The organism is Mesorhizobium sp. B2-4-2, assembly GCF_006442845.1.
Lineage (GTDB): Bacteria > Pseudomonadota > Alphaproteobacteria > Rhizobiales > Rhizobiaceae > Mesorhizobium.
In genome coordinates, this window is record NZ_VFVM01000001.1 from 335,094 (window position 1) to 360,013 (window position 24,920).

The following is a 24,920-nucleotide window of genomic DNA, read 5'->3' on the forward strand; positions in this document are numbered from 1 at the left end:
TGCGACACGGCTAGAAATAGCCGTCGGAGGCGGCCGTGGCTTCTTTCGGGATCTCGACGCCGTCGACCAGGATCTTGTCGACCAGTTCGTGATGGAAGCAGACCAGGCCCTTGATGCGCTCCGCCTCATGCACCGGCTCCGGATAGTACCAGACGAGGTTCTCGTGGCGCTTCTTGCCCGTCGTCACGTGATAGTAGTTGGAGATGCCCTTGTAGGGGCAGCGCGAGATGTAGCGGCTGGGCGCGAACATATCGAGCCGCGTGTCGGAGATCGGCAGATAATGGCGTACCGGATGGCCGGTCTCGAACAGGAACACGCCGCGCCGTGAATCGGCGACCTGCTCGCCGTCCAGGATCACCTGCACCCGCCGTGTCGACGGCAGGCAGTCGACCCGTCGGAACGGGTCGCGGGCGTGGACGAAGATCTCCTCGTCCTCCTCATACCAGTGCGTCATCTTGGGCCAGTAGAAGGACATGTAGTCCGCGATCGGCGGACAGCCCTTGACCGGGTCGAGATAGCGCCAGGCGGCATCCTCGACCAGCGTGATGCCGGTGTTGAGCGAGTAGTGCGTGGCCAGGCCCTTGAACGGATCTTCCGTCGTCGTCCTGCTCGGCAGCAGGAACTCCTCGCGCACGTCACTCATCGGGAAGTAGTAGACCGGCAGGTGATCGGATTCGTAGAACACCAGCGCCCTGGTCGTGTCGGCGACGATCATCGATCCCACTTGCACGCGCAGCCGCTTCTGCATCGGCATGGTGAAGGCGACGTAGCCGGGCTCGAACTCATACTGCACGATCGTGTCGAGCAAGGGAAAATGCGGCCCGCGGCCGCGCAAATGAGGCTTGCGAATGGTAGTCTCCCGTTTCTTTTCTTTTGTCATCGAGTGTTCGCGCAAAGCGAGATGGACCTGGATTGAGTCATCGTATCGGAGTGGGTTTCCGGGCGGCGGGCTTCTCCTGAGTCGAGCGGCTCGAACGATGGCCCCCCATCGCCCTTCGCAGCCCCGCTGGCGGATAGCCTCGCCGCCCGAAAGCAGAAATTGTCCATCCAGCCTCTATCCCAGCGACACCCGGTCGAGCAGCAGGCCGGCGGCGATCGGCGGCAGCCCGCTGACATTCTTGCGCACCGGCACCAGGAGGTCGGGGAAATAGCTGAAGATGACAGGCGTCTCGTCGAGCAGCAGCTTCTGGATGTCTGACGCCGCCGCCCGCTGCGCGCCGATGTCGAGCGCCTTGAGATAGGAATTGACCATGCCGTCATAGGCGGCGCTCTTGAAATGCGCCGCATTCCACGGGCCGTCGCTGACCAGCGGGCTTTTCAGGAAGACGTTCGGCACGCTGCGATGGGCGTAGTCGGTGATGCCGAGCGGGCTGTCCAGCCAGTCCGATTGACCGAACACCGCCTTGCCGTAATATTTGTCCTGGTCCTCGATGTTGAGCGAGACGCGCGCGCCGATCTCCTTGGCGAAGTTCTGGAACAGCTGCGCGTAGCCGGGAATGTCGGAGTAGCGCAGCGTCGTCAGCGTGATGTCGAAGCCGCTGCCGAGGCCCACGGCTTCCATAAGCTGCTTGGCCTTGGCGATGTCCTGGGCGCGCTGCGGCACCGTTCTGTCGGTCGCGGGGAAGGCCGCCGCAAACGGGCTGTCATTGCCGGTCGCCGCCATCCCGCGGCACAGCCCATCCACCAGCTTGGAACGGTCGATGCACAGCGCCAGCGCCTGGCGCACGCGCTTGTCGGTGAAAGGCGCCATGTCGCAGCGCATGTGAAGCTGGCGGTGCGCGGTCGAGGCGACGCGCAGCACGGTGATGTCGGGGCTGTTCAGCACCACCTGGCTGACATCGAGTGGAACGGCGTCGAGAATGTCCACTTCGCCGGCCTGCAGCGCCAGGATGCGCGGCTGGACATCGCCGTAAAATTTGAACTCGAGCCGGTCCGGCAGCGCCTTCTCGCCCCAATAATCGGGGTTGCGGATGAAGGTCGCGCCGACTTTCGGCGTGTAGCTCTCCAGCCGAAACGGGCCGGTGCCTTCAAAGGTCTTTTCGTAATCACCCTTGTAGCTCGCCGGCAGGATGACGGCATTGTAGTTGTCGATCGACACCGAATAGGGAAAGCTGCCGTTCGGCACGTCGAGATGGAAGGCGACGGTGTGGTCGTCGACCTTGCGGGTGCCGCCCTTCGACAGCAGGCCCTTGAACACCGAAAGCGCGTTCGAGGCCCCGTCCGGGTCGGCCAGCCGGTCGAAGGTCGCGACGACGTCGTCGGCCTTGAAGTCCTCGCCATTGTGGAATTTCACGCCCTTGCGCAGCTTGAACGTCCAGACGCTGCCGTCCTCGTTCGGCGACCAGCTTTCCGCCAGCACCGGCTTCAGCGTGAGGTCCGGCTGTGTGACGCAGAGGAATTCGGCGGTCTGGAAAACCAGCTGGTAGCTGCCGCTGTCGTAGTAGGTGACGGGATCGATGGCCCCGCCCGGCGTCGCCACGCCGGCGCGCACCGTGCCGCCCGGTTTGCCTTCGGCGCGGGCTTCTTGCGTGCCGAGACCGGCGGCGGCGACAAGGCTGCCCAAGAACGGCAGCGAAAGGCCGAGAACGCTGCCATGGCGCAGGAAATCGCGCCGGTCGAGCCGGCCGGCCAGCAATTCGTCGACAGCGGAATTTTCGATTGCAGTGAGATTCCGGCGGGCGATGTCGATCCTCTCGAAATGCTTCGGCATGGCTGCAATCCTCGCTTGTCTTGGGGCAGGCCATCTAATTCATCGTTGACCGCCAGCGGAAAGCGATATTTTTTGATAGGGGCCATCGGAATTTTCGATGCGGAGAGCCAAGACATGGACACCGAAAACCTGCGCAGTTTCCTGGAGATTGCCGAGCATGGCAGCTTCACCGTCGCGGCCAATCGGCTGAACCTTGCCCAGTCCACCGTCAGTGCGCGGATAAGAGTGCTGGAGGAGCAGTTGGGGCGACGGCTTTTCGTCCGCGAACGCGATGGCATCACGCTGACGCCGGCCGGCCGCCAGTTCCTGCCGCATGCATCCGCAATCACCCGTACCTGGGAGCAATCAAGGCAGGACATCGCCGTTCCCGATGGCTACGAGACACTGCTGCGGCTGACCGCGCCCGCCTATCTGTGGGAGCGCATCACTTCGCCATGGGTCGAATGGATGCGCGCCGAGCGGCCGAACGTGGCGTTGCGGCTCGAGGGCAGTTTTCCCGATCTGGCAATCGACCAACTGGCCGAAGGCCTGCTCGACATCTGCATCCTCTATCTGCCGCGGCCGCATCCCGGAATCGTTTACGAAACGCTGGCCGTCGATCAGGTCGTGCTTGTCCAGCATGCCGCGCAGACGAAGCCATGGACCGAGAACTACATACTGATGGACTGGGGGCTCGAATTCCGCATCGAGCATGATCGGGCGTTTGCCGGCATGGTCAAGCCGGCCATTTCGGCCGGCCTGGTCTTCATCGGTTTGCAGCACGTGCTGTCGCAGCAAGCCGCCGCCTATCTGCCGCTCAGCGCCGTCAGCGGCCATATCGAGCGCGGCGAAATGAAACGCGTCGCGAACACGCCCATGTTCCAGCGGCCGATCTATCTTGCCTATCCCAGCAATCCGGCGTCGTCGGATGTGCTCGACGTGGCCTTGGCGGGATTGCGGGCACTGACGAGGGATTGGGCCGGCGAGCAGGGCTTTGCCGAGGGCGACCGGTCCTTCAGCATGGCCGGCCATCCGTGAAGGGCAGGGGCCGTATGTTCGGCTACGCCGGCTCGGTATCGACCGCTGCCGGCCTCTGCAGCCTGGCGAGTTCCACATAGGGAATATGGCAACGGATCGAGTGTCCGGGGCGCGCCTCGGCCAGCGGCGGTTCCTGTTGTTCGCAGATCGGGCCGATCTTGCGTGGGCAGCGCGTGTGGAAGACACAGCCCGGCGGCGGATTGGTGGCGCTGGGGATTTCGCCGTCGAGACGGATGCGCGCCGTCTCGGTCTGGTCGAGCCTGGGCACGGCCGACAGCAGCGCTTCGGTGTAGGGATGATGCGGGCCGGAGAAAACGTCCTCCGACGGCCCAAGCTCCATGATGCGGCCGAGATAGAGCACGGCGATTTTGTCGGAGAGGTAGCGCACCACGCCAAGATCATGCGAGATGAAGATGTAGCTGACGTCTTCCTTCGCTTGCAGATCGGCGAGCAGGTTCAGGATCGCGGCCTGCACCGACACGTCGAGCGCCGAGGTCGGCTCGTCGCACACGACGATGCGTGGATCGCCGGCGAAGGCGCGCGCTATGGCAACGCGCTGTTTCAGTCCGCCCGACAGCTGGCGCGGCTTCACGGCCAGATGCCGGTCGGTCAGCCGCACCGAGCGGACGAGGTCGTCGAGGCGCGCCTCGAGCGCCTTGCCGCTCAAGCCCGCCAGCCGCTTCAGCGCGCGGCCGATCAGATGCCTTATCGAATGCGACCGGTTGAGTGCGGAGTCCGGATTCTGGAAGACGATCTGCATCGCCTTGACCTGGTCGTCGCTGCGGTCCCCCAGCCGCGGCGCCAGCGCCTTGCCCTCGAGCTCGATGCTGCCGCCGTCGTCGGGCGGCACGAGGCCGAGCAGCAGCCTGGCGAAAGTGGTCTTGCCGCTGCCGGATTCGCCGACCAGCCCGAGCGTTTCGCCCGGCCTGAGATCGAGCGACACGTCCTTCACCGCGCGCAGCGAATGGCCATGGCTGGCAAAGGTCTTGTTCAGCCCGGCGACCCGCAATACCGGCGCGGCTGCGGCTTTCGGCGCGGCGGGCGCGTCGCTGGGCGTCGCGCGCGGCAGGGATTGCGCCTTCTCGTGATAGTGGCAGCGCGACAGCCGGCCGCCCAGTTCGTAGAGCGGCGGCAACTCGTTGCGGCAGCGGTCAGTAGCGAGAGCGCAGCGGTCGGCGAAGGGGCAGCCCTTGATGTCGGCCCCGATGCCGGGCAAAAAGCCCGGGATGGTGTCGAGGCGGCCCTGGTCCTTGCGCTGGCCGCCGCGCGGCAGGCAGCGCAGCAGCGCTACCGTATAGGGATGGCGCGGATCGTTGAAGACGGCCTCCGTCGGCCCTTCCTCGACCAGCATGCCGGCATAGAGCACGCCGACGCGATCGCACATGTTGGAGACGACGGCGAGATTGTGGCTGATGAACAGGATCGAGGCCGACAATTCTTGCCGCAGCTGCGCGATCAGGTCGAGCACCTCGGCTTCGACGGTCGCGTCGAGGCCGGTCGTCGGCTCATCCAGGATCAGCATCGAAGGATCGTTGGCCAGCGCCATGGCGATCGCCACGCGCTGCTGCATGCCGCCGGAAAGCTGGTGCGGATAGCGTTGCATGACGCTGGCCGGATCGGAGATCCGCACCCGGTTGAGCATGGCGATTGCGCGATCCTCGGCTGCCTGCCCCGTTTTGCCCCCAAGCTCGAAGATCTCGGTCAGCTGGCGACCGATGCGGATCGACGGGTTGAGCGCCTTGCCGGGGTCCTGATAGACCATGGAGACGCTTTCGGCGCGCATTTGCCTGAGCGCCTCGGCATCGAGCTTCATGACGTCCTGGCCGTCGAGCGAGATCGCGCCGCCTGATATCGAACCGTTTCGCGGCAGGTAGCGCACGACGGAAAGGGCGACTGTGGATTTGCCGCAGCCGGATTCGCCGACCAGCCCATAGGCCTCGCCTTGGCCGATGGTGAGACTGAGATTGCGCAGCACCGCCCGGTTTCGGCCCGAAACACGATAAGCGACCGACAGGTCGTCGAGGTCGAGTGCGTTCTGGGCCTTGGCCTTCCGGGTCTTGGAGGGTTCAGTCATTGAAGGCTCCATGCACGCCGTCGGCCGCCAGATTGACGCCGATCACCAGCGAGGCGATGGCGAGCGCGTCGAACAGCACGGTCCACCAGAAGCCGCCGCCGATCATGCCGTAATTGCTGGAAATCGAGAGCCCCCAGTCCGGCGACGGCGGCTGGATGCCGAAGCCCATGAAGGAAAGCGTGGCAACCGCGAAAATGGCATAACCAAGCCGCACGGTCGTTTCAACCAGGATCGGCGGAATGACGTTGGGCAGGATCTCGACGAACATCGTATGCAGCGCACTCTCATGCCTGAGCTGGGCCGCGGCGACATAGTCGAGCTCGCGCTCAGCCAGCACCGCCGAGCGCACGGTGCGCGCGATGATCGGCGCGAAGCTCAGGCCGATGACCACGATGACGGTGGTCTTGGACGTGCCGAGCGCCACGATGGCGAGCAGCGCCACGATCACCACCGGGATTGCCATGAAGGCTTCCAGGATGCGGCTGACGACATCGTCGACGATACCGCGGAAGTAACCGGTGAGCAGCCCGAGCGCCGTGCCGGCCACCGTCGCCAGCAATGTCGCCAGCGGCGCCACGGTCAGGATGTCGCGCGAGCCGACGATGACGCGCGAGAAGACGTCGCGGCCGATCTGGTCGGTGCCGAACCAGTGTTCGGCCGAAGGCGGCGCCAGCGCGTTGATGATGTCGTCGGCGAGCGGATCGTAGGGCGCGAAATGTTCGCCGAACAGCGCACAGGCGACCCAGAACAGCACGATGGTGATGCCGACGAGGAAGGTGCCGGAGCGAAGCAGCGAGGACAAAACCTCCGCCAGGGGGCTGCGCTGGCGGGTGTCGTCCTGTCTGGCGGGACTGGTCTGGACGGCGCTCATTGTTCTGACCCCAGCCGGATGCGTGGATTGAGCACGGAATAGAGGAAGTCGGCCACAAGGGTGGCCACGGCATACACGATGCCAATGGTCAGGATGCCCGATTCCAGCATCGGGAAATCCTTGCCGCGCGCAGCGGTGAAGATCAGCGAGCCGATACCCTGGTAGCGGAACAGCGTCTCGATCACCACCAGCCCGCCGATGAGATAGCCGGTCTGGGTGGCAATGACGGTGATGGTCGGCAGCAGCGCATTGCGCAGCACATGGCGCCAGATCACCGTGCGCCAGGGCAGGCCCTTGAGCACCGCGGTTCGCGTATAGTCGGAATCGAGCGCCTCGATCATGCCCGAGCGCGCCATGCGCGCGATATAGCCGAACAGCACCAGGAACAGCGGCAGCGCCGGCAGGATCAGGTAGTAAAGCTGCGTGAAGAAACCGGCATCGCGCGGCCATGCCGCCGAGATCGGCAGCCAGCGCAGCCAGACGCCGAAGATCAGGATCAGGATGATGCCGGTGACGAACTCCGGCAGCACCGTCACCGACAGGCCGCCAAGGCTGATGATGCGGTCGAGCGGCCGGTTGAGGTTGAGGGCCGCGACGACGCCGCCAAGGATGCCGATCGGCACCACCAGCACGAAGGCGACCGCCGCCAGCTTCATCGAATTTCCCAGCGCATCGATGACGAAGGGGGCGACCGGCGAGCGGAAGATGTAGGACGTGCCCATGTCGCCCTGGACGAAGTTTGAAATCCAGCTCCAGTACTGGGCAAGCAGTGGCCGGTCGACGCCGAGCGAATGGTTGAGCGCATCGACGGCGCGCTGGTCGGCGAACGGCCCCAATATGGCGCGCCCGACATTGCCGGGCAGCACCTGCCCGCCCAGGAAGACCATGATGCTGAGCAGGAACAGCGTGACGAGCGAAAGCGAGACGCGCCGGACAAGGAAGGAGAGAATGGCTAACACTCCCTGAGTAGCCAGCTCCCGTCAGGAAGCTGGCTGTTAGAGGATTGGCTTTCCCTTCCGCTCAGGCCTTCGACGCCTTTTCCAGGAACAGCTGCGACATCGCGGTCGGCTGCACGCCGGCCACGCCCTTCGCCGTCGCCGTCAGATAGTCGTAGAAATAGCCGAAGATGACCGGCGTCTCCTCGAGCAGAAGTTTCTGGATCTTGCCTGCCGTCGCCTTCTGCGCTTCGAGATCGAGGGCCGCGATATAGCTGGTCGCCAGCGCGTCGTAGTCCTTGTTCTTGAAGTGCGCCGCGTTCCACGTGCCTTCGCTCTTCAGCGGGGCGGCAAGATAGACGTTCGGCACGCCGCGGTGGCCGTAGTCGGTGATGCCCATTTCCGAGTCCAGCCAGTTCGATTTGCCGAACACGGCGTCGCCGTAATAGGCGCTCTGGTCGAGGATGTTGAGCTCGAGCTCGATGCCGATTTCCTTGACCCAGTTCTGGATGAGCTGGGCGTATTCGGGGATTTCGAGATAGCGCTCGGTGGTCAGCGTCATCTTGAAGCCCTTGCCCGCGCCCGCCGCCTCCATGAGTTGCTTGGCCTGCGCGATGTCCTGCTTGCGCTGCGGCACGCTCGCATCGGTCGAGGGATAAACCGGGGCGAACGGGCTGTCGTTGCCAGCCACGGCGCGCCCCTTCATCAGGCCCGCGACCAGCTTGTCGCGGTCCAGGCTGAGCGCGATGGCGCGGCGCACGCGCGCATCCTTCATCGGCCCGTCGTCGCAGCGCAGGTGCAGTTGCTGGTGCGCCGACGATTTCAGGCTGATGATGTCGATGTTGGGATCGTTGAGCAGCGCCACGCCAGACAGCACAGGCATCTGGTTGATGATGTCGACCTGCCCGCCCTGCAGCGCCAGGATCATTGGCTGCATGTCGGCAAAGAAGGTGAATTCGGTGCGTTCCGGCAGCGCCTTCTCGCCCCAGTAGCCTTCGTTGCGGACGAAGGACGCGCCGACCTTTGGCGTGTATTTGTCGATCTTGAAGGGCCCGGTGCCGTCGAAGCTCTTTTCGTAGTCGCCCTTGTAACTCGCCGGCACGATGACGGCGTTGTAATTGTCGGACGACACCATGTAGGGAAAGTTGCCGTTCGGGGCGTCGAGGTGGAATTCCACCGTGTAGTCGTCGACCTTCTTGCTGGCGCCCTTCGACAGGATGCCGGTGAACACCGACAATGCGTTGGACGAGTTGGCCGGGTCGGCGATCCGGTCGATGCTGGCCACCACGTCGTCGGCCTTCATTTCGCCGCCTGAGTGGAACTTCACGCCCTTGCGCAGCTTGAAAGTCCACACCGAGCCGTTGTCGTTCGGCTTCCAGCTTTCAGCCAGCGCCGGCTTGAGCACGAGATCGGGGCCGTCGACGCAGAGGAACTCCGCGACTTGCTGCATGATCAGCAGGCCGCCGGCATCGGCGATGGTGACAGGATCGATCGTCGCCGCCGGCACGCTGCTTGCGACGCGGATCGTGGCGCCTGGCGCGCCTTGCGCCCGGACGAGCGACGGCATGGCGCCGAGGCCCGCGGCCGTGGTGATGCCGCCCAGCAGCGGCAGCGACAGGCCGAGCAGGCTGCCATGGCGGATGAAGTCGCGGCGGCTGACACGGCCGTCGACGAGACCGTCGATGAGGTGATTTTCGAGCGGCGAGCGGTTGCGCCGGATGAGGTCGAGAATGCGATAATTCTTGCTCATGGGTTTGACCCTTTCCCCTGTTTCTTATGGTTGACGAAAATTCGCGACTACACCGTTTCCGGTCGCCAGAGGCCTGTAGACCGGGACTGTAGCACGCGGTTTTGTCCGGTCCATCCAGTCCTTGGCGCGGACGTGCCGGTTTCTGGGCTGCACTGCTTCCTCTAGTCCGTGGCCACCCTTTCCGACCGGGATCGCGGCGGCTGGCTTCTGCTGTTGTGGCCGGCCGCCCTCATCTAGTTCAGCGGCAAACGACGGTAAGTTCCGGGCTTTGCCGGATCGTGATATTTGTTGCAGGGCCCGTTCTCGGCGAAGTCGCGATGGCAGGCAGCGAGCCGTTCTCGCGACAATGTGATGCCGAGACCGGGCCCCTCCGGCACAGGCACGACATTATTCCTCGGGCAAAACGGTCCTTCCTCGGTGATGTCGGTCGGTTGCATGCGAAACAGCGACTGGTTCGGTTCCCGTATCCAGCCGAGCGCCGCGCATAGATGCAGGTAGGCGGCGCTGCCGATGCCGCTGTCGCCGCTGTAGCACCAGAAATCGATGCCGGCGTGCTCGCAGGCGCCGACGAAGCGCAGCATGCGGCCGATGCCGCCATGCGCGGTTGGATTGCCGACGAAGGCGTCGGGCACCTTGAGGTCCATGGCGCGGGCGATGTCGATGTTGTGGGTCGAGAACGGGATCGAGCAATGGCGCCTGAGTTCGCGCATCTCCTCGATCGTCGCCACTGGATCCTCCCAATTGCGCACGCTAAGCTCTTCCAGCGGCCGCGTCAGTCGCCGGGCGGTGCTGAGCGAATAGGCCTGGTTGGAATCGATGCGGATCATTGCATCGTCGCCGAGCTTCCTGCGGATCAATTCGATCATCTTCAGCGAGATTTTTGGATCCTGCGTCGAGAACTTCCCTTCGAAGAAGGTCGTTCCGTGGGTCTCATGAAGCTCGACGCAGTAGTCGGCGACTTCCTCCGGCGTCGTCTCGCCTTTCACGCTTGGCCCGTTGCCGCGTAGCGAAAAGTAATCGGTGAACGGGATCTCCTTGCGCACGGCGCCGCCGAGCAATTGGTAGAGCGGCTGGTTCCACGCCTTGCCGCGCAGGTCCCAGAGCGCCATCTCGATCGCGCCGAAGGCCATGATGCGGGTGCGGTCGTTGATCGACTGCACGCCGGTCCAGTAGGGGAGGCAGACATGCTCGGCGCCCGCGATGTCGAAGGCGTCGCGGCCCACGAGCCGCGGTGCCAGGATGTCGTTGATGATCGCGGCTGCTGCCGGCGTCGGTGCTTCGCCGAGGCCGATCAGGCCATCTTCGGTCTCCACTTCGACAATGGTCGGCGAGAAGCCGTCGAGTTCACCGAACACCCAGGCATAAGGCGCCTCGAGCCTGAGGTTGATCGGCGTCGCCTTGATGCCGCGGATTTTCACCGGCCGACCTCGAAGAAGGGCTTGCCGAGAAGATCCGGGACGACGTCGATGCCGAGGCCCGGACCATCCGGAACGCCCATGCGGCTGCCGGTGACCGGCGGCTTGTTCGACGCCGTGCGCACCGTCACCCATTCGTGGAAGGCGATGGCGTGCAGGCGGCGCTCCTGCGGCGTCGACAGCGACAGATGCGCCATGGCCGCCGTGTCGATCTCGGCGCCGCCGGTATCCTCGACGGTGATCATGAAGCCGAGGTCGACGGCGACATCGCGGATCAGCCGGGTCCTGCCGACGCCGCCGAGCCGCGAGATCTTCAGCGTCAGCCCGTCGGCCGCGCCCCGGCGATGAATTTCCAGCATGTCCTCCAGCGAGGTGACGGATTCGTCGAGCACCATCGGCTTGTCGAGCATGCGGCGCACCGACATGTTTTCCTCGATCGTCGTGCAGGGTTGCTCGAATGTGTAATCGATCGAGCGCGTCGCATCGGCGAACTGGCGCGCCTGGTAGGGCGTCCAGCCGGCATTGGCGTCGCAGAAGATGACAGTGTCTTTCGGCACTGAGGCGGCGACCGCCGTGACGCGTTCGATGTCGTCGCGGACGTTGCCGCCGACCTTGGCCTGCAGCCGGTGGAAGCCGTCCTGGACGATGCGCTTCGCAAGTGCGGCCATGGCATCGACGCTGCCATGGGTGACGACCTTGTAAAGCTCGGCCGTATCGCTCTCCTTGCCGCCCAGCATCGTCACCAGCGGCACGTCGGCGGCGCGCGCGGCGAGATCCCAGCAGGCCATGTCGAGCGCCGACTTGATGTAGGGATGCCCTTTGAACACGATGTCCATCAGCCGGCCGATGCCGGCGAGGCCGCGCGGGTCGTGGCCGATGAGGTGCGGGGCGATCTCCATAACGCCGGCACGGGCGCCCGCCGGGAAGGCGGCCGAATAGAAATTGCCGAGCGGCGCCATCTCGCCCCAGCCGGTGATGCCGTCATCGGAGGTGATCGATACGATCACTGCGTCGAAGGCGTCGGCGACGCGCCCCTTCGACATGCGATAGGGGCCGTCCACGAAGGGCTGCGCGACATGGTAGGCTTTGATGGTTGCGATCTGCACGTTGATGTCCGTTGTCCGCTGGGGAAGGATCAGGCGCCTTTCGACGGGCGCCGTTCGAGAGCGCGCGCGTAGGCAAGAAGCTCTTCGAAGTCGTGGTCTATATGCTCGCGGGCGTGGCGCTGGGCAGCGCGCATGTCGTCGCCCTTGAGCAGCCGCACGTAAGTCTCGTGAACGTTCTCGGCAGGCACCGCTTCGTTGCGTGCCTGCTGGTGCAGGGCAAAATACATCTGCAACCGGCTGGTCAGCCGTTGCCATGTTTCCAAAAGAACGGAATTGTCGGCCCATTCGTGAATCAGGCCATGCAGTTGCAGCGCGGTTTCGATCTGCCTTGTGGTGTCGCGGTCGCGCGTCGCCTGCTTCACCGCCTCATGGCGCCGGTCGAGCTCATCGAAAAAGCGCCGATCGCGCAGCTCCCATGTCCGCTCGATGGCGAATTCGTCGAGCACCTTGTTGAGCGAGTAGACATCGTCGATGTCCTTGGCGGTGACATTGATGACGAAGGTGCCGGCATAGGGGATGCTGGTCAGGATGCCTTCCTGCACCAGCTCGCGCATCGCTTCGCGCAAAGGCGCGCGGCTGACGCGCATCTGCTCGGAAATCCGCAGCTCGTTGAGCTTCTGGCCCGGCTCCAACTGGCCGGTCAGGATTGCCCGTCGCAGCAGCGCCACGATCTCCGCGCGTCGGGTCGTATCCGCGATTGGACTGAAATCCGCCTTTGCCATCCCGGCCACTCCCGACGAAACAAGGGCAAGACAAGCAGATTGTCGACAATCTAACAAGGACTTTTGCGGCTTTTTTCACATGGCCGGTACTGGTCGGGCGGAGCTGCTCGCAAAAGCGGCGCCCGCGACCTGTGGGAAGGCCGGGGCGCCGCGCTGAAACCGGGCCTGCGGGGGAGTCAGGTGGCCGGTTTCTGTGGCAGTGGCGAAATCGGCATTCCAGGGCCGATCTTCTGCAGATTGCCTGTTATCACCTGGTCGCCTTCCGTGACTCCGCTCAGGATGGCCACCAGGTCGCCGCTGGTCGGCCCGGTCGAGACCAGCCGCTGGTCGACCGTGTTGCCCTTGCCGACGACGTAGAGATATTTGCCGAGCTGGCTCGAACCCAGTGCCACCTGCGGCACCATCAGCGCATCGGGCTGCTGTTTGACGTGCAGCCGGACGCGGACATATTGGCCAGGCAGCAGCGCGAACTTGGCGTTGCCGATGGTGGCGCGCGCGGTGATGGTGCCGGTCGAATGGTCGATCGTGTTGTCGATGAAGGTGAGTTCACCCTTCTGATGGGCTTCGGTCTCGCCCGGGAGCAGCACCTCGACCTCGATCGGGCCGGCGGCACGAGCTTCCTCGATCTGCGCCAGATCGCTCTCGCTCGGATTGAAGGTTACATAGATCGGGTCGAGCTGCACCAGCGTGTTGAGCACCGTGCCGGCGACGCTGACCAGCGTGCCGATCGAGGCCTGGTTACGGCCGATGCGGCCTGCGAAGGGAGCGCGAATCTCCGAATAGCTCAAATTGAGCTCGGCCGAGCGGACCGCCGCCTGGTTGAGCGCCAGCGACGCCTGCGCCTCGCGCAAGGTGCTGGTGCGCTGGTCGAAGCTGTCCTTGGCCAAATAGCCGCTCTTGGCGAGCTCGGTGCCGCGGCCGAGATTGGAGCGGGCATAGTCGAGCGTCGCTGTATCACGCTGCACCTGCGCCTTCGCCTGGTCGAGCGCCGCCTGGAAGTCCTGCGGCGCGATCCTGTAGAGGAGGTCGCCCTTCTTGACGTCGGCGCCGTCTTCGGCGGCCTGCTCTTCCAGGTAGCCCGGCACTCTGGCCTGCAGCGTGACGCTGCGGATCGGTTCGGTGCGGGCGGCATAGTCGAGATAGATCGGGATCGTTTTCTTCACCACGCTGGTCACCGGCACCGGCATGACGAATGCCGCGGGAGCGGGCGTTGCCGCTCCGGCCGTGCCGGCATTGAGGCTGAGGCTGCCCATATCGAGCAGGTGAACGCTCGCCACCGAGATTGCGCCCAGCGCGACAGCGGCGCCCAAAGCGATTTTCCATTTACGCATGTTCAGTCTCCAATCTTATTCGGCCGCTTGCGCCATGGGCGGCAAGGCGGGTTCGGCAGTTGGTTCGGAATGCAGGGAAGCGGGCTCGTCGCCGCCGCGCCGTTCGCGCAGCTGTTCGATGACCGCATAGAAGACCGGCACGAACACCAGCGACAGGATGGTCGCCGCCACCATGCCGCCGAAGACGGTGGTGCCGATCGATTGACGGCTGGCAGCACCGGCGCCGGTCGCGAACATCAGCGGCAGCACGCCCAGGATGAAGGCGAAGGCCGTCATCAGGATCGGCCGCAGCCTCAGCCGTGCCGCTTCCATCGCCGCTTCGACAATGCTGAGGCCTTCTTCGCGCCGTCGCCGGGCGAACTCGACGATCAGGATGGCGTTCTTGGCCGCCAGGCCGATCAGCATGACGAAGCCGATCTGCGAGTAGACGTCGATCTGCATGCCGCGCACCCACAGCACCACGAACGCGCCGAACAAGGCGAGCGGCACTGCCAGCAGCACCATGAACGGCATCGCCCAGCTCTCATATTGCGCCGCCAGGATCAGGAAGACGAAGACGATGGCGAGGCCGAAGACGACCGACGCGATCGATCCCGCCTTGAGCTCCTGGAAGGTGATGCCGGTCCATTCGAAGCCGAAATCCCTTGGCAGAGCCGTGGCGGCGGCCCGTTCCATGGCGGCGACCGCCTGGCCGGACGAATAGCCGGGCGCGGCGCCGCCATTGATCGAGGCCGAGGCGTTGTTGTTGTAGTGCGGCACCGTTTCCGGGCCGACGAACGGCACCAGCTTGCCCAGCGTGCTGAGCGGCACCATGCCGCCGGAGGCATTGCGCACATAGAGCCGCGAAATGTCGGCCGCACCCGCGCGTGCATCCTTGTCGGCCTGGATGGTCACCCGGAAGGTGCGGCCGAACAGGTTGAAGTCGTTGACGTAGAGCGAGCCGAGATAGATCTGCAGCGTGTTGAAGACGTCAGGCAGGTTGAGCCCGAGCAGCTTCGCCTTGGCGCGGTCGAGGTCGTAGTTGAACTGCGGCGTCGAGGTCGAGAATGGCGAGAAAAGCTGCTGAGGGTTGATTTCCGGCTGCTTGCGCGCCTCGGCGATCACGGCTTGCGTCGCGTCGTTGAGCGCGGTGCTGCCGCGGCCGGTAAGGTCCTCGACGACGAATTCGAAGCCGCCCGTGGTGCCGATACCCGGGATCGAGGGCGGATCGAAGGAGAGCGCGAACGCCTCCGGGATCTGCATCAGCTTGCCGCGCACGTCGGCGACGAGCTTGGAGGCGCTCTGGTCGGGGCCACGCTCTTCCCACGGCTTCAGGATGGCGAATTCGACCGCGGAATTCGACTGCGCCGCGCTGGTCAGGAAGTTCAGGCCGCTGATCGAGCCGACGATGTCGACGCCGGGCGTCGCCTGCAGGATGTCGCGCGCCTTCTGCGCCACAGCGTCGGTGCGTTCCAGCGAAGCGCCGTCGGGCAATTGGATGACGACGAAGAAATAGCCCTGGTCCTCGACCGGAAGGAAGGTCGAGGGAAGCTTTGCCCAGACGAAATAGGTGGCGACCAGCCCGGCCGCGAACAGGCCGAGCATGATCCAGCGCAAACGGATGAGGATGCGCACGCCATTGGCATAGGCATGCGACAGCCTGTCAAAGCCCGTATTGAACCAGCGGAACAGCACGAACTGCGTGCCTTGGCGATGGCGCAGGAAGGCGGCGCTCAGCGCCGGGCTCAGCGTCAGCGAATTGAAGGCGGAAATGCCGACCGAGATCGCCACCGTCAGCGCGAACTGGTTGTAGAGCCGTCCCGAAACGCCGGGGATGAAGGCGACCGGCACGAAGACGGCCATCAGCACGGCTGTGGTGGCGATGATCGGACCGGTGACCTCGGCCATGGCGGCCTTGGTAGCCGCCAACGGTTTCAGCCCGGCCTCGAGCTGTCGTTCGACATTCTCGACCACCACGATGGCGTCGTCGACGACAAGGCCGATCGCCAGCACCATGCCGAGCAGGGAGAGCATGTTGAGCGAGAAGCCCATCATCTCCATGACGACGAGCGTCGCTACCAGCGACACCGGGATGGCGATCGTCGGAATGATTGTGGTGCGCCAGCTTTGCAGGAAGATGAAAACCACGGCGACGACGAGGACCAGAGCCTCGCCGAGCGTGATCAGCACGTCATGCATGGAGGCCGAGACGAAGCGCGTCGTGTCGTAGTGCATGGCATAGCTGACGCCCTTGGGGAAGCGGGCGGACAGCTCCTGCATCTTGTCCTTGACGCGCTGCTGCAGATCGAGCGCGTTGGAGCCGGGCATCTGGTAGACGGCGAGCACCACGGTCGGGTCCTTGCCGAAGAAGGCCGACGACGAATATTGCAGGGCGCCGAGCTCGATGCGGGCGACGTCGCGCAGCCGCACCAGCGAACCGGTGGTGGTGTTGGCGCGCACGACGATGTCGCCGAACTCCTTGGGATCGCTCAACCGGCCGACGGCATTGACCTGCATCTCGAAAGCGGTGCCGGCAGGCGCCGGAGACTGGCCGATCTTGCCGGCGGCCACCTGGACGTTCTGCTCGGCAATGGCGTTCTGGACGTCGACGGCGGTGATGCCGAGATTGGCGAGCTTGTCCGGATCGAGCCAGACGCGCATCGAATAGCGCCGCTCGCCGAAGATCTGCACGTCACCGACACCGGGCAGCCGCTTCAGCGGGTCGACCACTTGCAGATAGGCAAGGTTCGACAGCGCCACCGGATCGACGGAGCCGTCGGGCGAAGTGAGGTTGACGATGAGGACAAAGTTCGGATTCTGCTTCTTGATCGTCACGCCGCCCTGATTGACGATCGCCGGAAGCGACGAGGCAGCCTGCGAGACGCGGTTCTGGACGTCGACGGCGGCGGTGCTCAGGGAGTAGCCGACATCGAAGGTGATGGTGATCGTCGAGGAACCATCATTGGAGCTGGTCGACGACATATAGGTCATGCCTTGCACGCCGTTGATCTGCTGCTCCAGCGGCGTCGTCACCGTGTCGGCGACCACCTGCGCGCTGGCTCCAGGATAGTGGGCGCTGACCACGACCTGCGGCGGTGTGATGTCGGGAAACTGCGAGACGGGCAGCAGGAAATAACAAATCGTCCCGGCGAGCACCATGATGATGGCGATCGCCGAGGCGAAGATCGGGCGGTGAATGAAGAAGTTTACCACGACACGCACGCCTCTCCGGCTGCTCTTGCCCTGCCGAACGCAGTGGCAACCCTGGACAGCCTCTGGCCGCGTCCGAACTCTTCCGACGAACGGAGCAACGGCACCTCGCCGCGCTGCGAACCGGCAAGCGTGCGCAGCATTGTTTCGAAAGCGCGCGGATCGACCCCGTCGGCTTTCATGACCAGCCGGATCATTGGATCCCGGACGGCTTCATCTATGGTAAGATCGCGGCGCTGTGGCATTGGCCGGCTCCTTGTCTGTCGATTCGCAGCCCATGCTCGCGAACCGTTTTTCATCTCTTCACCGGCCGGAGCCGCATGAAATGCAATTTTTCGCCCGCCCCGATCTGGCCGGACCAGATCACGGTCTTGTTATTGACGGCGGACGCCATAGGTGTTACCAGTAAGTAACATTCTGGAAGTTACAGACCGGTAACACCCTAGTCAAGAGGTGGCCGAGGGATTTTTGGAAACGAAAGGAGATCAATGATGACAGACGGCGTCGTGGAGCGTCCTCGTCCCCGGGATCGGATCCTGGAGACGGCGCGCGACATGTTCCACAAGCACGGCATCAAGGGCGTCGGCGTCGACGCCATCACCGAGGCTGCCGGCACGAACAAGATGACGCTCTACCGTCATTTCGAATCCAAGGACGATCTGATCATCGAATGCCTGCGCGCCACCGCATCAAAGGCCGGCGCGATGTGGGACGCATTCGAAGCCGAGCACCCGGGCGACAAGCTCGCGCAACTGCATGCCTGGGTTCGCAAGGCGGCCGAGATGCTTACGGCCGATTGCCGGGGCTGCGACATGGCCAACGCCGCGGTTGAGCTGACTGAACCCGACCATCCGGCCAGGCGCGTGATCAAGGAACTCAAGGAAGCCCAGCGCGAGCGCTTGGTGGCGCTCTGCCGGGGCGCCGGCATCGGCCAGGCCGAACTTCTGGCCGATACGCTTTCGCTGCTGTGCGAAGGCGCGCGCGTGAGCGTGCAGACCGTTGGCACCGAAGGTCCCAGCGCGCAATTGGTGCGCATGGCGGAAGGGTTGATCCAGTCCTTCAGGGGCGGAGCCGCCGCGGGCTGATCCATCGGCAAGGCTCATTGGCGCCGGACAGCGCGTGCGCTTCCGGTTTGCCGTGGCTTTGATGTTGCGTGGATTCCCTGCCGTTCCCGGAAATGTCCGGCATGCAATAAAAAAGCCCGCTGCCGGGAGGAGGTGGCAGCGGGCTCGATTTCGAATGTGGTGCGGGAGGAGGTGCACCCCACTCAGCGCCGGCATCGCATCTGGGAGGAGTAGATGGCCGACAACCAAAAGCTATGAGTTGCCCAATGATTCGGCAATCGTGAATCGTGCATAGCAGCTGTGCAGATTCGCCGTATCGCTCGCGACGTGACCGGAAGGCCTCGCGGCCCGCGTCACTGCACCGGGACGTTTTCCCGGAAGATCAGCCGCGGCTCGATGAATTTCCGCGTCAGGTAGGGCGCCGATGATGCGATCGAGCCAAGCAGGCGGATGACCGATTGCTCGGCGATCAGCCTGGCATTCTGGTCGATGACGACGTCGGCGAGATCGTCGACGAGATAGCCGCGCGTTTCCCTCGTCAGGTCGTGACAGATGAATACCGGCTTGCGGTTGGGCCTGGCCTCCCGGATGGCCTTGGCAACGCCGGAGCGTCCGGCTCCAATGCAATAGATGCCGAGCAGTTCCGGCTCGTTGCGCAGCGCCTTCATGGTTTCGGCATAGCTGGCACCGGTCTCGTCGTTGATCTCGACGGCGCTGCTGACGCTCAGGTTGGGGAACTCCTCGCCGAGCACGGAGCGGAAACCCATCTCACGTTCCTCATGGCCGCGATAGGAGCGCGAGCCGACCACCATCGCCAACTGGCCCTCGCGGCCGCCGAGGAAGCGCCCCATCAGGAGTGCGGCGGTCCGTCCCGCCACCCGGTTGTCTATGCCGACATAGGCCGAGCGTGGTGCGGCCGGAATATCGGACACCAGCGTCACCAGGCGAATGCCGGCCTCGACGATGTCGCGCAGGATGTTGCGCGTCCTGGGATGATCGACGGCGATGACGCCGACGCCGTTGGCTTTCAGCGACAGGTTTTCGACGGCGGTCTGCAAAGCGTTCGGCGAGATTCCGGCGAGGTTGTGGATCCGGCACGAGGCAACGAGCGGCAGGCGCGAGGCATAATCCTCGATATGCCTGGCCAAATCCTGCATGAAGGCGTTGCTGCCGATCGGCAGGAAGAATTCCAGATTGGCCGGCCGCGAGGGGAGCGTTACCTGATCGGCGACCGGCAGATAGCCGAGCTGCTTGGCGGCCTCCATGACGCGCTGCCGGTTGGCCGCGCTGACCCCCTTCCGGTTGTTGAGCACCCTGTCGACCGTCGCCGTCGACAGTTCGCAGTTCCTGGCGATGTCAGAGACGGTGGCTTTCATGCCGCAACCCTATTGCCGATGCGATGGCACGCCAGACGGGCGATTTGAGCGGCGCCGATCGCGCCCATCGCCCGGACGCCCATTCTGCTGTTTCGCAGGGATGTTGCGCTCGTCCTCAATGCGATCCCTTGCCATCGGCGATGGCGTCGCGGATCTCCTTGTCCGACATGCCGGTGATGACGCGTTCAACCTCCGCCACGCTGGTCGTCTTGGGGTCGATGTCCCCGGCCACCACCTTGCCGCGCCGCATGACGACGATGCGGTCCACCACCTGGAAGACATGGTGGATGTTGTGCGCGATGAAGATGCAGGAATGGCCGGAATCGCGCGCGCTGCGCACGAAGCTCAGCACGCCCTGGGTTTCGGCGACGCCAAGATTGTTGGTCGGTTCGTCGAGGATGATGAGATCGCTGTCGAAATGCATGGCGCGCGCGATCGCCACCGCCTGGCGCTCGCCGCCGGAGAGCGAGCCGATCGGCGTGGTCGGCGGAATGTTCTTGGAAATGCCGACCTGCTTGAGCAGGTCGCGGGCGACCGTGTTCATCGCCTCCTGGTCCATGCGGTTGAGGAAGCGCGGCGGCTTGATCGGCTCGCGCCCGAGGAACAAATTGCGGGCGATCGACAGTTGGGTGACCAGCGCCGAATCCTGGTAGATGGTCTCTATGCCGTTGGCGATGGCGTCGCTGGTGTTGCGCAGGTTCACCTTCTTGCCGCGGATGAAGATGTCGCCGCTGGTCAGCGGCACCGCGCCCGACAGCACTTTGATCAGCGTCGACTTGCCGGCGCCATTGTCGCCGAGCAGGCCGACGATCTCGCGCTCGTTGACATGGAAATTGGCGTCCACCAGCGCCTGCACGCGCCCGTAGGACTTGCGGATGTTCTGCATGCGGATCAGTGGCTCGGCCATGGTTCACGTCCCTGCCTGATGCCGGCGTTCCAGCCATGAATGAAGCGCCATCATGCCAAGGATGATCGCGCCGATGAAGATGTTGTAGGCAAGGCCGGGCACGCCGATCAGCACGATGCCGTTGCGCATGACGCGCAGGATCAGGATGCCGAGCACGGTGCCGATGATGGTGCCGCGCCCGCCCGTCAGCGCCGTGCCGCCGATCACCACCATGGCGATGACCTCGAGTTCGTAGCCGGTGCCGCTGTTGGGGTTGGCCGCCGAGGTGCGCAGCGAGGAGATGACGCCTGCAAGCGAGGCCATGACCGAGGACAGCACGAACAGGCCGATCTTGACGCGGCTGACATTGACGCCGCGCGCCCTCGCAGCGTTCGGGTTGCCGCCGGCGGCCTGGATCCAGTTGCCGGTGCGGCTTTGCGTCAGCACATAGCCCAGCGCGATGGCCGCGGCGATGAACCAGAACAGCGACATGTAGATGCGGAACGGGCCGATGAAGAAATCGCCGACCAGCGCCTCCGCCAGCCAACTGCCCTCGGCGCTCCAGGTGCGCTGCGGAAAGCCGTCGGTGACGAACAGCGCGGTGCCGCGCACCACCAGGAGCATGCCGAGCGTGACCAGAAAGGACGGGATCTTGAGCTGCGTGACGAACCAGCCATTGACTAGGCCGATGAAGGCGGCGACCAGCAGCGCGAGGACGAAGCCCATCTCCAGCGAGGTGAGGCCGCTGTTGAACAGCGTCCACATCAGCACCGGCGAGAAGCCGAACAGCGAGCCGACGGAAAGGTCGAATTCGCCCGACGTCATCAGCAACGTCATCGCCAGCGCGATCAGCCCGAGCTCGACCGTGAAGGCCAACGTGTTGGAGATGTTCTGGGGTGACAGGAAGTCGTGGTTGAAACCCCAGAAGACGGCGATCTCGACGACGAGCAGCACGAAGGGGCCGAATTCCGGCCGCGCGATCAGGCCTTGGACAAGCGAACGATTTTCCACGTGTAACCCGCGACTGGTTGGAATGGGCCGGACCATCGGGCCGCATCAAACGGCTCGATACCAGGCGAAAGGGCGGGACGCCGCACGCCCGGTGGACGCGCGGCGCTGGAGATCAGGGGCTATTTGCCGGACAGGATCTTGTCGTAGATCTCGGCGGTGTCTTTCTCATAGAGCGCGCCGGTGATGACGTTGAAGCCCGGGGGAATGCCGCTTGCGGCCATGTTGGCGAGCGACAGCGCGACATAGCTGGTCGCCTGCGGGTCCTGCCACTGGCCGGCATTGACGTAGCCGTTCAGCACTTCCTGGGTGGTGTCGAGCGAGTTGCCCCAGCCGACGACGGGGATTTCGCCGGGCTTGACGCCGACCTGGTCGAACACGCGTTTGATCGAGCCGGTGACGAGGTCGCCAAGGCCGATGATCGCCTTCACCTTGGCCTTGTTAGCGGTGAGATAGTCGACCATGCGGTTGATCACCTCGGCCTGGTCGAGCGTCGCCTCGGTCACCTCATAGGTGATGCCGAGCGGCTCGAACACGCTCTTGATGCCTTCCTCTTCCTGCACGCCATAGGTGGCGCCGGGAATCTCGACAGGCATCCAGACGAAGTCGCCCTTCTTCACCAGGCCCTTGTCGACCAGATACTGCGCCCAGTGCTTGCCGAAGGTGACATTGTCGCCGCCGACATAGGCGTTGAAATTGGCCTTGGGATCGGGCGTGTTGAAATTGATGATCGGAATGTTGGCCGCGCGGGCTTCCTTGACGATCTCGACAAGGCTGCCCGGATCGGGGCTGGTGGTGGTGATGCCGTCGGCCTTGGCCGAGATCGCGGCCCGCACCGCCTCCTGCTGCGAGGCGACGTCGCCATTGTGGAACGAGGTGTTGACGGTATTGCCGGTGTCCTTGGCCCATTGCTTGGCGCCGGCAAGGAAGTAGGTCCAGACCGGATCGGCCGGGCCGCCATGTGAAATCCAGTAGAACGTCTTGGCCTGCGCCGCCGCCGGAATGACCGTCAGCGCGACCAGCAGGCCGTATAGAACCACTCTTAGCCGTGTCAGCATTTGATTTCCTCCCGTTTGAAACTGATCAGTTCGAAACCGCCCTCTTGATCGGGCAAGACCGCGTCCTCCCCGCCAACGCCGTGTTGGATGATCAGAGCATCCTCTTTTTCGACAAATGGCAAGCCTCCGCCTGTCAGTCGTAGTCGGCGCCTGACGGGGCGCCATCAGCGGTCCCATCAGATTGCATCAGTTCGGATGATTTTCGCGGCAGGCGATACCGGCCTCGAGGGTCGCCGGAGCGATGATTGACCGCCCTCGGGCGAACCCAGAGCTAGAGGAGGCCGGCCCTGGCAAGATCGCGCATCAGATGGCTGGCGCCGTAGGTCCAGTGCGGGCAGTCCGGCGACAGTCGCACCCGGTTGACCAGCGCGCCGAATTTCTCCGACGAGATGGTGACGATGTCGCCGACCTTATGGGTGAAACCCTTGCCCTTCTCGCCGCGGTCCTTCGAAGGCACGAACATGGTGCCGAGATAGAGCGCCAGGCCGTCCGGGTACTGGTGATGCGGGCCCATGGCAGCCGCTACGAGCTCTTCGGGAGAGCGGCTGATCTCGGCCATCGAGCTCGCGCCCTCCAGCGAGAACCCGTCCTCACCTTCCACTTTCAGCCGGACCACGGCCCGCTTTACGTCGTCGATGGAGAACGTGCCGTCGAACAGGCGGATGAAGGGGCCGAGCGAGGCGGAGGCGTTGTTGTCCTTGGCCTTGCCGAGCAGCAGCGCGGAGCGCCCTTCGACATCGCGCAGATTTACGTCGTTGCCGATGGTGGCGCCGACGATCCTGCCGCTTGAGGCGGCGATCATGGCGATCTCCGGCTCCGGATTGTTCCAGGTCGAGACGGGATGCAGGCCGACATCGGCGCCGAAGCCGACCGAGGCCATCGGCTGGCATTTGGTGAAGATCTCGGCGTCGGGGCCGATGCCCACTTCCAGATATTGCGACCAGGCGCCGCGTGCGATGAGCTTGGCCTTGATCTCCATCGCTTCCGGCGAACCGGGCTTGAGCTTGGACAGATCGTGGCCGATCAGCCCGGCAATGTCGGCGCGGATGGCGTCGGCCTTTTCCGCCGAACCGCGCGCCTGTTCCTCGATGACGCGTTCCAAAAGGCTGACGACGAAGGTGACGCCCGAGGCCTTGATCGCCTGCAGGTCGACGGGGGAGATGAGATAGGGCCTTGCCGGATCACGCGTGGCTTCGAAACTGTTGGCCGCGATGCCGTCGAGCGAGCCGATCGGCTTGCCCTTGGCCGAGCGCACATAACCGGCCGGATCGGCCATCTCGCAGATATCGCGCACGGTCGGCGCCGTGCTCGACGTGATGTCGAAGACGGTGCCATCACGCACCGTGACCACCAGGGGATGCGAGGCGTCGCTGCTTCTGGCGCGCCCGACAAAAAGGCCTTCGGCGGGCAGATGCATCGGGTTTGTCATGCGTACGGTCCTCTGATCATCAAAAATGCGGCTCGCTGGTTCGGCGCGGCACTTTCACCGGATTCCTGTCAAAGGTCTATCCCGTTTGTGGTGAGCCAGGCGCCATATCTGCCGGCGTCGTCGGCGATTGGCGTACCGCAAGGAAGCACTCCTTCAGGGGTTGGATGCATGCGGCGGTGCGGGAGCCCCAACGCCTGCGTCATTTTTCGGCTTGCGGTTGTTCTCGTTTTGTTCTAATATGCCCAACCTGAGTCAATTGGCGGACGAGATCAGTATGAGTGGGCAACCCGCATTCGGAACCGCGAAGAACGGCCAGGCCTTTTTCCGATGGGAACAGGCCGGGAAGCATTTCCACCGGCTGTTCTTTGCCATCCTCGTCGGCAGCGCGATTGCTGGTCGTCTCGCGCGAAAGGCCATTGCCTTGAACCGTGAGTTCGGATTGCAAGGCTGGCTGGTTCCGGAAAATCACATCCACATCTCGCTTGTCGGGCTCGGCGACCATGAGGAGTACCCGCAGGAGCTGGCAGAGGCCGCCTGTCATATCGGATCGATGATCGTTGCGAAGCCCTTCGAGGTCTCGTTCGATCGCCTGTCGGCTTTTGGCGGTGGTGCACTGGTCCTGCGCGGCAGCGATGGCAATCCGCCGCTGCAGAAGTTCTGGCGTGACCTCACGGCGGTGATCTCGGACAGCCCGCTAAAACCCTTTCTCACCAGGTCCATCGAACCGCATGTTACATTGCTTCGTGATGAAGTGGGCGTTCCCAGCATTCGCGAGCGGTCGATCGATCCGATCGGCTGGACTGTCCGGGATTTTGTGCTGATCCACAGTCTCATTGGGAAGGGCGCCTACAAGCAACCCGGACGTTGGCGGCTGACCGGCCAGGACGATGCACTGCCCGCCATGTGAGAGCCTGGAATCGTCCTCGCATAGTCCGCGCGGTCCATCATCCTGACATGGCATGTCAGCTACCAGACGGCA

At 64.2% G+C, this 24,920-nt stretch carries 20 protein-coding genes; 3 read left to right on the top strand and 17 right to left on the bottom strand.

Going from position 1 to position 24,920, the window contains the following annotated elements; genetic code table 11:
- Positions 1–10: 10 nt before the first annotated feature.
- The gene (locus tag FJ942_RS01600; RefSeq protein WP_140897126.1) at positions 11–880 is read right to left on the bottom strand and encodes a DUF427 domain-containing protein; all 870 of its coding nucleotides are present in this window, start codon (positions 878–880) and stop codon (positions 11–13) included.
- Positions 881–1,054: 174 nt separating this feature from the next.
- Positions 1,055–2,710 (bottom strand): ABC transporter substrate-binding protein, encoded by a 1,656-nt coding sequence (locus tag FJ942_RS01605; RefSeq protein WP_140897127.1) that lies wholly within the window; start codon positions 2,708–2,710, stop codon positions 1,055–1,057.
- Between the two features lie 114 nt (positions 2,711–2,824).
- Between FJ942_RS01605 and FJ942_RS01610 the strand changes: the two genes are divergently transcribed.
- Positions 2,825–3,727 carry a LysR family transcriptional regulator gene (locus FJ942_RS01610; protein WP_140897128.1) on the top strand — a complete coding sequence of 301 codons (903 nt, stop codon included), beginning with the start codon at positions 2,825–2,827 and terminating at the stop codon, positions 3,725–3,727.
- 22 nt (positions 3,728–3,749) lie between these two features.
- On the opposite strand, the gene FJ942_RS01615 is transcribed toward FJ942_RS01610, so the two are convergent.
- The 10 genes from FJ942_RS01615 to FJ942_RS01660 form a co-directional block, all read right to left on the bottom strand.
- Complete coding sequence (locus FJ942_RS01615; protein WP_140897129.1) at positions 3,750–5,801, bottom strand: ABC transporter ATP-binding protein; 2,052 nt, start codon at positions 5,799–5,801, stop codon at positions 3,750–3,752.
- Positions 5,794–6,672 carry an ABC transporter permease gene (locus FJ942_RS01620; protein ID WP_140497909.1) on the bottom strand — a complete coding sequence of 293 codons (879 nt, stop codon included), beginning with the start codon at positions 6,670–6,672 and terminating at the stop codon, positions 5,794–5,796. The genes FJ942_RS01615 and FJ942_RS01620 overlap by 8 nt, the downstream gene beginning before the upstream one ends.
- Positions 6,669–7,622, bottom strand: coding sequence for an ABC transporter permease (locus FJ942_RS01625; RefSeq protein ID WP_140498118.1), 954 nt, complete (start codon positions 7,620–7,622; stop codon positions 6,669–6,671). The genes FJ942_RS01620 and FJ942_RS01625 overlap by 4 nt, the downstream gene beginning before the upstream one ends.
- A gap of 70 nt (positions 7,623–7,692) precedes the next feature.
- A complete protein-coding gene (locus FJ942_RS01630) occupies positions 7,693–9,357 on the bottom strand; it encodes an ABC transporter substrate-binding protein (protein WP_140514726.1) in 1,665 nt (554 codons plus the stop codon).
- 233 nt (positions 9,358–9,590) lie between these two features.
- Entirely contained in the window at positions 9,591–10,775 is a 1,185-nt protein-coding gene (locus FJ942_RS01635; RefSeq protein WP_140897130.1) for a mandelate racemase/muconate lactonizing enzyme family protein, read from the bottom strand.
- The gene (locus FJ942_RS01640) at positions 10,772–11,878 is read right to left on the bottom strand and encodes a mandelate racemase/muconate lactonizing enzyme family protein (RefSeq protein WP_140897131.1); all 1,107 of its coding nucleotides are present in this window, start codon (positions 11,876–11,878) and stop codon (positions 10,772–10,774) included. Before FJ942_RS01640 ends, FJ942_RS01635 begins: the two co-directional genes overlap by 4 nt.
- Before the next feature lie 29 nt (positions 11,879–11,907).
- Complete coding sequence (locus FJ942_RS01645) at positions 11,908–12,600, bottom strand: GntR family transcriptional regulator (protein ID WP_140497917.1); 693 nt, start codon at positions 12,598–12,600, stop codon at positions 11,908–11,910.
- Positions 12,601–12,776: 176 nt separating this feature from the next.
- Positions 12,777–13,931 (bottom strand): efflux RND transporter periplasmic adaptor subunit, encoded by a 1,155-nt coding sequence (locus FJ942_RS01650; protein WP_140559343.1) that lies wholly within the window; start codon positions 13,929–13,931, stop codon positions 12,777–12,779.
- Between the two features lie 15 nt (positions 13,932–13,946).
- Complete coding sequence (locus FJ942_RS01655) at positions 13,947–17,123, bottom strand: multidrug efflux RND transporter permease subunit (protein ID WP_140498120.1); 3,177 nt, start codon at positions 17,121–17,123, stop codon at positions 13,947–13,949.
- Positions 17,117–17,365, bottom strand: coding sequence for a hypothetical protein (locus FJ942_RS01660; RefSeq protein ID WP_140497921.1), 249 nt, complete (start codon positions 17,363–17,365; stop codon positions 17,117–17,119). The genes FJ942_RS01655 and FJ942_RS01660 overlap by 7 nt, the downstream gene beginning before the upstream one ends.
- Before the next feature lie 246 nt (positions 17,366–17,611).
- Between FJ942_RS01660 and FJ942_RS01665 the strand changes: the two genes are divergently transcribed.
- Positions 17,612–18,205 (top strand): TetR/AcrR family transcriptional regulator, encoded by a 594-nt coding sequence (locus FJ942_RS01665; RefSeq protein ID WP_140497923.1) that lies wholly within the window; start codon positions 17,612–17,614, stop codon positions 18,203–18,205.
- Positions 18,206–18,537: 332 nt separating this feature from the next.
- Here the strand turns inward: FJ942_RS01665 and FJ942_RS01675 are convergent, their stop codons facing one another.
- The 5 genes from FJ942_RS01675 to FJ942_RS01695 all read right to left on the bottom strand — a co-directional run bounded on the left by FJ942_RS01675 (position 18,538) and on the right by FJ942_RS01695 (position 23,941).
- Positions 18,538–19,560: a LacI family DNA-binding transcriptional regulator gene (locus tag FJ942_RS01675; protein ID WP_140897132.1), complete on the bottom strand. Its 1,023-nt coding sequence runs from the start codon at positions 19,558–19,560 to the stop codon at positions 18,538–18,540.
- Positions 19,561–19,675: 115 nt separating this feature from the next.
- Positions 19,676–20,467 (bottom strand): ATP-binding cassette domain-containing protein, encoded by a 792-nt coding sequence (locus tag FJ942_RS01680; protein WP_140497927.1) that lies wholly within the window; start codon positions 20,465–20,467, stop codon positions 19,676–19,678.
- 3 nt (positions 20,468–20,470) lie between these two features.
- On the bottom strand, positions 20,471–21,457 hold the full coding sequence (locus FJ942_RS01685) for an ABC transporter permease (RefSeq protein ID WP_140497929.1): 987 nt from the start codon (positions 21,455–21,457) through the stop codon (positions 20,471–20,473).
- Positions 21,458–21,576: 119 nt separating this feature from the next.
- The gene (locus FJ942_RS01690) at positions 21,577–22,512 is read right to left on the bottom strand and encodes a substrate-binding domain-containing protein (RefSeq protein ID WP_140497931.1); all 936 of its coding nucleotides are present in this window, start codon (positions 22,510–22,512) and stop codon (positions 21,577–21,579) included.
- Positions 22,513–22,783: 271 nt separating this feature from the next.
- Entirely contained in the window at positions 22,784–23,941 is a 1,158-nt protein-coding gene (locus FJ942_RS01695; protein ID WP_140520842.1) for a fumarylacetoacetate hydrolase family protein, read from the bottom strand.
- Between the two features lie 274 nt (positions 23,942–24,215).
- Between FJ942_RS01695 and FJ942_RS01700 the strand changes: the two genes are divergently transcribed.
- Positions 24,216–24,848 (top strand): 2'-5' RNA ligase family protein, encoded by a 633-nt coding sequence (locus FJ942_RS01700; protein WP_140514736.1) that lies wholly within the window; start codon positions 24,216–24,218, stop codon positions 24,846–24,848.
- Positions 24,849–24,920: the final 72 nt, after the last annotated feature.